This window comes from Mycobacterium gordonae (assembly GCF_001417955.2).
Taxonomy (GTDB): domain Bacteria; phylum Actinomycetota; class Actinomycetes; order Mycobacteriales; family Mycobacteriaceae; genus Mycobacterium; species Mycobacterium gordonae_B.
On record NZ_LKTM01000293.1, the window covers coordinates 1 to 12,395 of the forward strand.

The following is a 12,395-nucleotide window of genomic DNA, read 5'->3' on the forward strand; positions in this document are numbered from 1 at the left end:
CGGCAATGGGGGCCTCGGCGAGACGGGCAGGGGCGGCAGGACCACGGCAGGAGGAACCGGGGGAACCGGGGGCGATCCGGGCCCCGGGGGCATCCCGGTGCCCGGCTGATCGCCCGCACCGCGACCACGCCCAGCAAATTGACGGTAATGCAGGTTTAGCTGCGCAAACGATCGTCAATATCCATTCCGGCAACGGCATTCAGAGTGGAATGGACGGGCATATGCGAATACTCACCGGGTTCAAGACTGCTGTTTCGACATTGACCGTGCTGAGCGCTGCGACACTGACGCTGGGTACGGGCATGGCCGCCGCCACCGGCCCGGTGCCGATCAGTTCGACATTGCGGAACTGCGACGGCAGCCCCGTCAAGACCGCGGTCCAGGCGCCGCGGGTGGCGCTGGGGCGTGGCGTCGTCATCTTCCGCCCATCGGGTTCGACGGTTAGCGCGGACGTCAACCTGGTGATCTCCAACCAGCCCGGAATGCACTACGACGTCGGCCTCATCCAGGTGCCGCGGCCGACGTCGGCGACCTGCGGCCCCGGTGACCCGGGCACGACTTTCACCGGCGTCGACACCGACCCGATGGGTCAGGCGAACGTGACCATCAACGCCCCGCTGCAACAGGGCACCACCGGAGTCTGGGTCATGGTCACCACCCCGAACCCGCACAACCAGGCCCCAGGCGAGTACTACACCTCGGAGTTCGTGGCTCCCGTCTGAATCGGGCGAACCTGTAATACCGTCGCGGCATGACCGATTACGAGCCGGAGGCCGTGGATCGGCTGCCCTTCTCCACCCCGGAAAAGTCGCAGCGCTATCGAACCGAGGACTACGCCGGCGCCGTCGGCCTCAATTGGTACCGCACGGATCCCACGCTGCAATTCACGATGTCCTACTACCTCAAGCCCGACCAATTGGCCGTGGTCGAACCCCACTTGAACGGGATCGGCGACCTGATGGGCGGCCCGGTCGCCCGCTGGGCCGAGGAAACCGACCGCAACCCGCCGCGGCTGGAGCGGTACGACCGCTGGGGTCACGACGTAAGCCGGGTGGTGATGCCGCCGTCGTTCACCGCGGCCAAACGGGCGGTGCTGGATGCCCAGGGCGCGCTACGGGATTCGTGCCGAGTTGCGGGTTTCCGGTCGTCGCTGTCCATGTTCGCGTCGAACTACCTGCTGAACCAGGCCGACATCGGGATGGGCTGCGCGCTGGGGACCGGCGGCGGCATGGTGCAGTCTCTGGTGGCCGCGTACGCGCCGGCCGACGTGCGCGACCATGTGCTCGCCAAGTTCGACTCGGGCGAGTGGGCCGGCGAGACGGCACAATTGCTGACCGAACGCACGGGTGGGTCGGATCTGGGCGCACTGGAGACGACCGCGCGGCGGACCGGAGACGCGTGGGTGCTCAACGGCTTCAAGTGGTTCGCGTCGAACTGCGCCGGGGAGGCGTTCGTCGTCCTGGCCAAGCCCGAGGGCGCACCGGACTCGAGTCGCGGGGTGGCCAACTTCCTGGTGCTGCGCACCCGTCGGGACGGCTCCCGCAATGGCGTGCGGGTGCGACGGCTGAAGGACAAACTCGGCACCCGCTCGGTCGCCTCCGGAGAGGTCGAATTCGTGGACGCGGAAGCCTTTCTGCTCTCCGGCGAGCCGTCCGGCGAGTCGGGCCCGTCCGACGGCAAGGGGCTGGGCCGGATGATGGAGCTGACCAACGCGGCGCGGCTCGGCATCGCGCTGTTCGGGCTGGCGAACGCGCGGCGCGCATTGGTCGAGTCGCTCTGCTACGCGCGGCAGCGGCGCGCCTTCGGTGGGGCGCTGATCGACAAGCCGCTGATGCGTCGCAAGCTCGCCGAGCTGATCTTCGACGTCGAAGCCGCCCAGGCACTGGTGTTCGACGGCACCGGAGCGGTGAACCACCGGCAGCCGCGCGGCACCCGGCAACGCATCGCGGTGCCGGTCACCAAGCTCAAGGTCGCCCGCCTCGGGATCACCGCGGCATCCGACGCGATCGAGATCCACGGCGGCAACGGCTACATCGAAACATGGCCGGTGGCAAGGCTTTTGCGGGACGGTCAGGTCAATACCATCTGGGAGGGGCCGGACAACATCCTGTGTCTGGACGTGCGCCGCGGCATCCTGCAGAGCCGGGCTCACGAGGCGTTGTTGACCCGGTTGCGTGACGCGGTGTCGGTCTCCGACGACGACCCGACGACGGGGCTGGTGGCCGACCGGATCGACGACCTGGAGGCGGCCGTCACCGCGTGGGAGAAGCTGGACGGCGCGGTGGCCGAGGCGCGACTGTTTCCACTCGCCCAGTTCATGGGTGATGTGTACGCCGGCGCGCTGCTGACGGAACAGGCGGCCTGGGAACGCGAGACGGTTGGCGGTGAGCGCAAGGCACTGGTGGCGCGGCTGTATGCCCAGCGCTACCTCGCCGATCGGGGGCCGCTGCGTGGCATCGACGTCGAGGGGGACGAGGCGCTGGACCGCTTCGACGAACTGGCCGAGGGGGCCCTCCACCTTCGCGAGCCGGCCGGCTGAACTCCGGCCCCGACCGGGAACTGCCCGACGCTACACCGGCGTGGCGCGTCGGCGCATTCACAGTCGCCGGTGGTTGCGCCTTGGCCCGGCGCGAGCCCGCGTCGATTGCCGAAATCCCCGCCAACGTGGGACTTCGGTCCCTATTGCGCCGCACGGTTCCAATGGTCCGATGAATCGGAATTCGCCAATGGTGTTGGAGGTACGGCGATGAACAGACAGCTGACCGTTCAGGCCGCACGGGACAACACGCCCCAGGCTCCGGGGGATATCACCACCACATCGTGGCGCGCCGACCTCGGAGGCGCGTCGGCGTCCGTCGCCGATGTGCTCTCAGCCGAGGATGTCGAGTCGCTGCCGCCGGGCTACGGCATGCTCGTCGTGACACGGGGTCCCAACACCGGATCGCAGATCCGGCTGGACCGCCCCGTCATGTCGGCCGGTCGGCATCAGCTCAGCGACATCTATCTCGATGACATCACCGTCAGCCGCAGACACGCCGAATTCCGAAGGGAGAAAGGCGAATTCCACATCGTCGACTGCGGCAGCTTCAACAGTAGCTACGTCAACGGCCAACCGGTGGAGTCAGCGGTGCTCAGCAACGGCGACGAGATCCAGATCGGAAAGTACCGGCTGGTGTTCATCAGGAGCAGCTAGCGGCGGGCGCCTCCCGCAAGCCCCGCCCGACTAGACCGGAATCAGCCCGTGCTTACGGGCCAGCCGCGACCAGTTCTGCTTGTCCCGCAGCAGGTGCATCGACCTGCGCAGCAGCAACCGGGTCTGGTGCGGGTCGATCACCGCGTCGATGAAGCCCCGCTCGGCGGCGATCCACGGAATCGCCATGTTCAGGTTGTAGCCCTCGATGAAGTCCTTTTTGATCTGCTGCACCTCGGGCGCGGTGGGGTCCGGGAAGCGCTTCACCAACAACTGCGCCGCACCCTCGGCGCCGATCACCGCGATGCGCGCGGTGGGCCAGGCGAAGTTGAAGTCGGCGGTCAGCTGCCGCGACCCCATCACCGCGTACGCGCCGCCGTAGGACTTGCGGATCGTGATGGTCACCTTGGGCACGTCGGCCTCGACCACGGAGTACAGGAACCGGCCGCCGCGCTTGATGATGCCGCGCTTCTCCTCCTCGGCGCCCGGCAGGAATCCGGGGGTGTCCACCACGAACACCAGCGGGATCTGGAAGGAGTCGCAGAACCGGATGAACCGGGCCGCCTTGTCGGAGGCCTCGTTGTCGATCGCCCCGGAAAGATGCATGGGCTGGTTGGCGATCACGCCCACCGGACGCCCGTCGACCCGGGCGTAACCGGTGATGATGGCCGGCCCGTGCTGCGCGGCGACTTCCAGGAAGTCGCCGTCGTCGAAGATGCGCAGCAGGATCTCGTGCATGTCATAGGCCGCGTTGTCGGAGTCCGGGATGATCGTGTCCAGCTCCAGGTCGGTCGGGGTGACCTCGGGTTCTAATCCGGGGTTGATGACCGGCGGCTTGGTGAAGCAGTTCGACGGCAGGAACGACAAGAAGTCCCGCACGTACTGGAAGGCCTCGGCCTCGGAGTTCACCACCTGGTGGATGTTGCCGTAGCGGGCCTGCGCGTCGGAGCCGCCGAGTTCGTCGAGGGTGACGTCCTCGCCGGTGACCTCGCGGATCACGTCGGGACCGGTGACGAAGAAGTAGCCCTGGTCGCGCACCGAGACCAGCAAGTCGTCCTGGATCGGCGAATAGACCGCTCCCCCGGCACATTTGCCGAAAATCAGGGAGATCTGCGGCACCACGCCGGACAGTGCCTCGTGCCGCTGGCCCAGCTCCGCGTACCACGCCAGCGAGGTGACCGCGTCCTGGATACGGGCCCCGCCGGAGTCCTGGATGCCCACGATCGGGCAGCCGACCATGGCGCACCATTCCATCAGACGGGCGACCTTGCGGCCGAACATCTCGCCGACGGTGCCCTGGAAGACCGTCTGGTCGTGCGAGAACACCCCGACCGGACGGCCGTCGATCAGCGCGTGACCGGTGACCACCCCGTCGCCGTAGAGCGCGTTGGGGTCACCCGGGGTCTTGCACAGCGCCCCGATCTCGAAGAAGGTGCCCGGGTCGACCAGTGCGTGCACGCGGGCCCGTGCGCTGGGGATGCCCTTCTTGTCGCGCTTGGCGGCCGCCTTCTCGCCGCCCGGCTCCTTCGCCACCTCCAGGCGAGCTCGTAGCTCGGCCAGCTTCTCGGCGGTGGAATGCACGACGATCGGAGCCGGCTCCGGAGCCACTTCAGTCACTTACTTCCCCACCTCACTACCGCGTTCAGCTTCGATGTCGTCCAGCGCGCGGCTCATGTGTTCGCCCACCTTGGCGATGATCGGCTCGTCGATGGCCTGGATGTGCTCACCACCGATCGGCACGACCTCGAGGTCGGCGACGTACTCACCCCAGCCGCCATCCGGTTTGCGGATGCCGTACCGCGGCTCGAACATGATCGCGTCGTCATGGTATCGATCGGCCATGTAGAGGGTGACGTGGCCATCGAACGGCTGGATCTCGGCGGTGTCGATCGCCCGGTTGTCCAGGTACGACGTGCGCTGATGCTCGATGATCCCGGCCGGGATCTGCACGCCGCTCTGGCTGACGGCGTCCAGCACGAACCGCACCTGGCCGTCGTCGTCGAGTTCCTCGAGCTGCTCGTAGGGGATCGCCGGGATGGTGACGTTGAACGTCTTCTCGGCGAACTTGGCGTAGCGGTCCCAGCGCTTGCGGACCTCTTCCTTGGTCTGCGGGATCTCCTCGCCGGCACGCACCGCGTCGATCAGGCCGACCCAGCGCACGTCCTTGCCGAGGCGTTTGAGCCCGATCGCGCAGGCGTAGGCCAACACCCCGCCCAGCGACCAGCCGGCCAGGATGTAGGGTCCGTCGCCCTGCAGTTCGACCAGTTTCGGAACGTACTGCGCGGCACGTTCTTCGATCGACCCCTCGACACGTTCGAAGCCGTACATCGGCGTGTCCGCCGGCAACCGGTTCAACAACGGCTCGTACACCACCGTGGAGCCGCCGGCCGGGTGGAACACGAAGACCGGTGTCCGCGAGCTGCCCTCCTGGCGCGGCCGCAAGGTGCGCACGAAGCCGTCGATCACGCCGGCCTCCAGGTAGTTGCGCACCTTCTCCGCCAGCGCCTCGATGTTCTCCGAGCTCTGCACGTCCTCAACCGTGATCGGCCCTTCAGCGCGCTCGGAGAGCCGCTCGGCCATCTTGGCGGCCTTCTCGTCGTCGAGCTTGGGCAACGGGTTGAAGATGCCCCCCGCGGATTTGCCGGTGACGATCGCCCAGGTCGCGAAGACGACGCGCTCGGCGGCGTCCCGCGGCGGGACGTCGGAGTTGAGCGCCTTGGCGACGGCCTCCTGGCTGAGTGCACCTGCCGTCGGCTTCTCCCCGTTGCCGGCGGCGCCGTTGGTGCCGGGCCCGGTGGGATTGGTCGGCGGCGGCGGGATCGGCACGTCCGACGGCGGGGGTGCCTCGGACACGGGCTCGGCCTGCGTCTGGGGCTCCGCCTGCGGGTCGGGCGCCGGCGCCACCAGGCTGGCCGGCGACGCGCCGCTGAGCAACTCGGCCTGCGCCCGCGCGATCTCCTCGGCGGTCTGCGTCTTCTGGTACTCGTGCAGCTGCTCAACCTCGTCGCGGTGCTCGATCGCGTACTCGATCAGCTTCTCCACGGCGTAGAGATTGGCGTCGCGCACCGCGGTCAGCTGAATCGGTGGCAGGTCGAAGTCATATTCGACGCGGTTCTTGATCCGCACCGCCATCAGCGAGTCCAGGCCGAGCTCGATCAGCGGCACCTCCCAGGGCAGGTCCTCGGGCTCGTATCCCATGGCCGCCGCCACGATGGTGCCCAGCCGCTCGGCGATCGTCTCACCGGAATCGGCAGACCACCGGCCGACGTCCGACGGCAGGTACCGGTTGGTCAGGCTGTCGGTCAGCGTCTCGGCGTCGTCCTCTTCGACGACCGCCACCGACGTGGACTCGGAAGCCGCGATCGCGGTGCCGGCGCCCACAGCCACCGGCAGTACCGCCTCGGAGCCACCGCGAGCGACCAGCGCGTCGTAGACCAGCGTGAAGGACTCCTCGATGCGGGCGTGCACCTGCACCGAAGCACCGCCGGGATGACGCGTCAGCGTCGTCACCAACCGGGCGCCCTCGCCGGGCACCGCGCGCTGCTCGGACGCCGTCAGGACAGCGTCCGGCAGCACCGCCGCAGCGGCGGCTTTGACCAGCGCGACCAGATCCGGCGTCTTTTCCCGCGGGGAGTACTCCCACACGTGGCGACCGTCGGGCAGGGCAACGTGCGCGCCCGGCATCAGTATCGAGCCGTCCCCGGCGAAATGCGCGTCGAGCCAGTGCTCTTTGCGCTTGAACCGGGTCGGCGGAATGTTGGCGTAATCCTCGGGGCCACTGGCCCGAGTGAACAGCGTGCGCACGTCCAGGTCGTGGCCGTGCACGTACAGCTGCGCCATGGTCGAGATCATCGACTCGACCTCGTCCTGCTTGCGGGCCAGCGTCGGGATGAGCTGGGCATCGTGAAGCCCAGCGCTGGCCGTCGTCAAACCGACCTGCATCAGCGCCACCGGGTTGGGCGCCAGTTCCAGGAAGGTGGTGTGCCCGCTGTCGACGGCGTTGCGGATGCCGTGGGTGAAGTAGACGCTGTGCCGCAGCCCCTTCTTCCAGTAGTCCACGTCGTGGATCGGCTCGCTGCCGGGCTTGATGTAGCGGCCCTCGTGCACGGTGGAGTAGATGCCGCAGGTCGGGCTCATCGCCTTGATGCCCTGCAACTCGGCGGCCAGTTCGCCCAGCAGCGGGTCCATCTGCTGGGTGTGGCTGGCGCCCTTGGTCTGGAACTTCCGGGCGAACTTGCCCTCGGATTCCGCGCGGGCGATGATCGCGTCCACCTGCTCGGGCGGGCCGCCGATGACGGTCTGGGTGGGTGCGGCGTAGACGCACACTTCAAGATCCGGGAAGTCCGAGAACACCGTCTTGATCTCGTCGGCGGAGTACTCCACCAGCGCCATCAACCGGATGTACTCGCCGAACAGCATCGCCTCGCCCTCGCCCATCAGGTGCGAGCGCGAGCAGATGGTCCGGGTCGCGTCGCGCAGCGACAGACCGCCGGCGAAGTACGCCGACGCCGCCTCACCGAGCGACTGTCCGACCACCGCGCCGGGCTTGGCGCCGTGATGCTTGAGCAGCTCGCCGAGGGCGATCTGGATCGCGAAGATGGTGACCTGGGTGGTCTCGATGCCGTAGTCCTGCGAGTCGTCCAGGATCAGCTCGAGCACCGAGTAGCCCAGTTCGTCCTGAACCAGCGCGTCGACCTTCTCGATCCACTCGGCGAACACCGGGTTGCGCAGATAGAGGCTCTTGCCCATCTTGCGGTGCTGCGCGCCGAAACCGGCGAGCACCCAGACCGGGCCGTTGGTCACCGGGCCGTCGGTGCTGAACACGTTCGGCCGCTGCTTGCCCTCGGCGATCGCGCGCAGGCCCTTGATGGCCTCTTCGTGGTCGTGAGCCAGCACGACCGCACGGGAGCGGCCGTGGTTGCGGCGCGACAGCGAGCGGCCGATCGACTCCAGCGACGACGCCTGTCCTTCGGGGCTTTCCATCCAGTCCGCCAGTTCGGCGGCGGCGGCCTTCTTGCGCGAGGTCAGGAACGCCGAGATCACCAGCGGGATCGTGGGCGCCGGAAGTTCCTGTGCCGCAAGCTCTTCCAGCGCTGCTTCCTTGAGCGCCAGCGCCTCGTCGGTGACACCCGGCAGTTCGTATTCGCCCTCGGCGGCGGGCGCGGCGTCGTCGTCGATGATCTCGCCGTACTCGTCGAAGCGCAGCGAGTGCCCGACCCCTTCGGTGAGCTCGCCCCCGGCGGACACCACGGCGGCCTGCGGCGCGGCGGCCGGCTCCTCCGGTTCGCGCTCGATCACGTCACGCGGCAAGACCTCACGCACCACCAGGTGCGCGTTGGCGCCGCCGAAACCGAAGCTCGACACACCGGCCAGCGCGTAGCCGCCGTAACGGGGCCAGTCGGTGGCTTGGTCGACCACCTTCAGCCGCATCGCGTCGAAGTCGATGTAGGGGCTGGGGCCGGCGAAGTTGATGGACGGCGGCAACTTGTCATGCTGCAGCGCCAGCACCACCTTGGCCATGCTGGCCACGCCGGCGGCCGACTCCAGGTGCCCGATGTTGGTTTTGATCGCACCGAGCAACGCGGGCCGGTCGGCGGGACGTCCCCTGCCGACGACGCGGCCCAACGCCTCCGCCTCGATCGGGTCACCGAGGATGGTGCCGGTGCCGTGCGCCTCGATGTAGTCGACGTTGCGCGGGTCGATCCCGGCGTCCTTGTAGGCCCGGCGCAACACCTCGGCCTGCGCGTCCTGGTTGGGGGCGATCAGGCCGTTGGAGCGGCCGTCGTGGTTGACCGCGCTGCCGGCGATGACGGCCAGGATCTGGTCGCCGTCGCGGCGGGCGTCGTCGACCCGCTTGAGCACCAGCATGCCGGCGCCTTCGGAGCGGGTGTAGCCGTCGGCGTCGGCGGAGAACGACTTGATCCGGCCGTCCGGCGCCAGCACGGCGCCGATCTCGTCGAACCCGAGCGTCACCGCGGGGGTGACCAGCGCGTTGACGCCGCCGGCCACCACGACGTCGGCCTCGCCGTTGCGCAGCGCCTGCACGCCCTGGTGGATCGCCACCAGCGAACTCGAGCATGCGGTGTCGACCATGACCGACGGACCGCGGAAGTCGAAGAAGTACGACACCCGGTTGGGGATGATGGCACCCGAGTTACCGGTGATCGCGTACGGGTGCGCGACGGTCGGGTCGGAGATGGCCAGGAAGCCGTAGTCGTTATTGGTGACACCGACGTAGACGCCGACGGCCTCGCCGCGCAGGCTGGACGCCGGGATGCGGGCGTTCTCGAGCGCCTCCCAGGTCAGCTCCAGCGCCATCCGCTGCTGCGGGTCGATGTTGTCGGCCTCGGTCTTGGCCACCGCGAAGAACTCGGAGTCGAAGCCCTTGATGTCCTTGAGGTAGCCGCCGCGGGTGCGGGCCTTGGCGACGCGCTCGGCCAGTCGCGGCTCTTCCAGGAATTCCGACCAGCGCCCTTCGGGCAGGTCGGTGATGGCGTCGCGGCCTTCCATCAGCGCCGCCCATGTCTCGTCCGGGGTGTTCATGTCGCCCGGCAGTCGGGTCGACAGGCCGACGATCGCGATGTCGACCCGCTCGGCGGGGCCCGTGCGCGTCCAGTCGACACCATCCGAGTCGTCCTCAGCCGCTTCCGGCTCGCCCTCGATGATCCGGGTCGCCAGCGACTCGATGGTCGGGTGCTGGAACGCCACCGCCACCGACAGCGTGACGCCGGTCAGGTCCTCGATGTCGGCGGCCATCGCGACGGCGTCGCGCGAGGCCAGACCGAGCTCCACCATCGGTACCGATTCGTCGATGGAGTCCGGCGACTTCCCGACGGCCTTGCCGACCCACTCGCGCAGCCATTTGCGCATCTCGGGGACCGTCATTGCGGCGTTCTGCGAGGGTGAGTTCTCCTGGCTTACGTCAGACATCAGCTACCTTGTTCAGTCGATCATTCAGAAGTGGCGAAGGTTGTCGCGGAGTTGACGCCACTGCGCAAACTGCCGTCCAGGTAGGCCGTGCGGCAGGCGCGGCGGCCGATCTTGCCACTGGAGGTACGGGGAATCGAGCCGGCCTGGACCAGCAGCACATCGCGCACGGTCACCCCGTGCCCGACGGCGATGGCCGCACGGATGTCGTCGGCGATCGGCTGGTACTCGAGCTTGTGCGTGCCCGCGGCACGCTCGCCGACGATCACCAGCTGCTCGGAGGTGTCTTCGGCGTCGAACTTCAGCCCGGCGTGCGGGTCGTCGTAGACCTTCTGCGGCAACTCGTTGGCCGGCACCGAGAACGCGGCGACATAGCCCACCCGCAACGCCTTGGTGGATTCCTGCGCCGTGAACTCGAGGTCCTGCGGGTAGTGGTTGCGGCCGTCGATGATGACGAGGTCCTTGATCCGGCCCGCAATGTAGAGGTGCCCGTTGTGGTAGGTGCCGTAGTCACCGGTGCGCACCCAGAGGCCGTCGTCGGGAGCACCCTCGGCGTGCGACTCGCTGACCCGCGACTTCAGGATGTTCTTGAAGATGTTGGCGGTCTCTTCTTCCTTGCCCCAGTAGCCGATGCCCAGGTTGTTGCCGTGCAGCCAGATCTCGCCGATCTGCCCGTCCGGCAACTCGCTGGCCGTCTCGGGGTCCACGATGACGGCCCACTCGTCGACACCGATCTTGCCCGCGCTGACCTGCGCGACAGCTTTCGGTGAGTCGGCGGACACCTCGACGAAGTGCTGCTTGTTCAGTTCGTCGCGGTCGACGTGGATGACGGTGGGCGACTCGTCCATCGGGGTGGTCGAGACGAACAGCGTCGCCTCTGCCAGACCGTAGGACGGTTTGACCGCCTCGGGCTTCAGGCCGTACGGCTCGAAGGCCTTGAAGAACTTGCGCAGCGACGACGGCGACACCGGCTCGCTGCCGTTGAGGATGCCCTTGACGTTGCTCAGGTCCAGGGGCGGCTCGTCGTCGCGGGGCAGACCGCGCACCGCGGCGTGCTCGAAGGCGAAGTTCGGCGCGGCGGAGAACGTCCCGCCGGTTTCCCCGGGCTTGCGCGCCAGCTCGCGGATCCAGCGGCCGGGGCGGCGCACAAATGCGGCCGGCGTCATGAAGGTGAAGCTCTGGCCGAGCACCGAGGTGAGCAGCACCGTGATCAGGCCCATGTCGTGGAAGAACGGCAGCCAGCTGACCCCGCGGTCGCCTTCCTGTCCCTCCAGCGCGTTGAGCACCTGCACCACGTTGGTAGGCAGGTTCAGGTGCGTGATCTGCACGCCCGTCGGGGTGCGGGTGGAACCCGAGGTGTACTGCAGATACGCGGTGGTGGTCTCGTCGGCATCCGGCTCCTGCCAGGTGGAGGCCACCTCGGTGGGCACGGCGTCCACGGCGATGACGCGGGGGCGTTCCTTGGCCGAACGCGCGCGGATGAACTTGCGGACACCCTCGGCGGACTCGGTGGTGGTCAGGATCGTCGAGGGGGTGCAGTCGTCGAGCACCGCATGCAGGCGGCCGACGTGACCCGGCTCGGAGGGGTCGAACAACGGGACGGCGATCCGGCCGGAGTACAGGGCGCCGAAGAAGGACACCATGTAGTCCAGGTTCTGCGGGCAGAGGATGGCGATGCGGTCACCCGGCTGGGTGACCTGCTGCAGGCGGGCGCCGACGGCGCGGTTGCGGGCGCTGAACTCCGACCACAGGATGTCGCGTTCGATACCGTCGCGCTCGGTGGAGTAGTCCAGGAAGCGGTACGCCAGCTTGTCGCCGCGCACCTTCGCCCACTTCTCGACGTGACGAACCAGGTTGGTGTTGGACGGGAACCTGATCTTGCCGTTCACGATGAACGGGTTGTGGTACGCCATGACGCCTCTCCTGTCACAAACTCTCTAGGTGCCGGCTGGCGCCGACGGTCTCTCTAAGTGCCGGCTGGCGCCGACGGTCTCTCTAGGTGCCGGCTCGCGCCGACGGTCTCTCTCCACGTGCCGGCGTGCGCCGACGGTAGTCCTCTGGTCGCCGGCCATGCCGGCTGAAATATCTGCGCGCGGCCCAGCTGCGACCCGCGCCCGCTTCGCACCGGCGCCTGTCGCAGCCAACTTTGACCCACCCGGGTCAACCACATGCTCTTAATTTTCTCTTAATGTTAAGGGGCCGGGGGCGGCAGACCAAATCACAAGGTACGCCTGATCGCGGCCACCACCCTCACACCGAGGCCGTGTCTGATAGCCGA

The 12,395-nt window shown here is 68.1% G+C and carries 6 protein-coding genes; 3 read left to right on the top strand and 3 right to left on the bottom strand.

Annotation, left to right across the window (positions count from 1 at the left end; genetic code table 11):
- Window positions 1-221: 221 nt before the first annotated feature.
- The 3 genes from AO501_RS19570 to AO501_RS19580 all read left to right on the top strand — a co-directional run bounded on the left by AO501_RS19570 (window position 222) and on the right by AO501_RS19580 (window position 3,193).
- Window positions 222-722 carry a hypothetical protein gene (locus AO501_RS19570; RefSeq protein ID WP_055579279.1) on the top strand — a complete coding sequence of 167 codons (501 nt, stop codon included), beginning with the start codon at window positions 222-224 and terminating at the stop codon, window positions 720-722.
- A 29-nt stretch (window positions 723-751) separates the two neighbouring features.
- Window positions 752-2,539 carry an acyl-CoA dehydrogenase family protein gene (locus AO501_RS19575; RefSeq protein WP_055579280.1) on the top strand — a complete coding sequence of 596 codons (1,788 nt, stop codon included), beginning with the start codon at window positions 752-754 and terminating at the stop codon, window positions 2,537-2,539.
- A gap of 207 nt (window positions 2,540-2,746) precedes the next feature.
- Complete coding sequence (locus tag AO501_RS19580) at window positions 2,747-3,193, top strand: FHA domain-containing protein (RefSeq protein ID WP_082658731.1); 447 nt, start codon at window positions 2,747-2,749, stop codon at window positions 3,191-3,193.
- Between the two features lie 30 nt (window positions 3,194-3,223).
- Here AO501_RS19580 and AO501_RS19585 read toward each other — a convergent pair whose 3' ends face one another.
- Genes AO501_RS19585 through fadD32 form a run of 3 tightly spaced genes read right to left on the bottom strand, consistent with a single transcriptional unit; the run spans window position 3,224 to window position 12,030 of the window.
- Window positions 3,224-4,807, bottom strand: a complete 1,584-nt coding sequence (locus AO501_RS19585) for an acyl-CoA carboxylase subunit beta (RefSeq protein ID WP_055579281.1) — start codon at window positions 4,805-4,807, stop codon at window positions 3,224-3,226.
- On the bottom strand, window positions 4,808-10,120 hold the full coding sequence (gene pks13 / locus AO501_RS19590) for a polyketide synthase Pks13 (RefSeq protein WP_055579282.1): 5,313 nt from the start codon (window positions 10,118-10,120) through the stop codon (window positions 4,808-4,810).
- A 20-nt stretch (window positions 10,121-10,140) separates the two neighbouring features.
- Entirely contained in the window at window positions 10,141-12,030 is a 1,890-nt protein-coding gene (fadD32, locus tag AO501_RS19595) for a long-chain-fatty-acid--AMP ligase FadD32 (protein WP_055579283.1), read from the bottom strand.
- Window positions 12,031-12,395 lie beyond the last annotated feature (365 nt).

What these genes read in the sequence shown, in the direction of transcription:
- AO501_RS19570 (WP_055579279.1), top strand. Translation starts at nt 222, where the DNA reads ATGCGAATACTCACCGGGTTCAAGACTGCTGTTTCGACATTGACCGTG.
- AO501_RS19575 (WP_055579280.1), top strand. Translation starts at nt 752, where the DNA reads ATGACCGATTACGAGCCGGAGGCCGTGGATCGGCTGCCCTTCTCCACC.
- AO501_RS19580 (WP_082658731.1), top strand. Translation starts at nt 2,747, where the DNA reads ATGAACAGACAGCTGACCGTTCAGGCCGCACGGGACAACACGCCCCAG.
- pks13 (WP_055579282.1), bottom strand. Translation starts at nt 10,120, where the DNA reads ATGTCTGACGTAAGCCAGGAGAACTCACCCTCGCAGAACGCCGCAATG.
- fadD32 (WP_055579283.1), bottom strand. Translation starts at nt 12,030, where the DNA reads ATGGCGTACCACAACCCGTTCATCGTGAACGGCAAGATCAGGTTCCCG.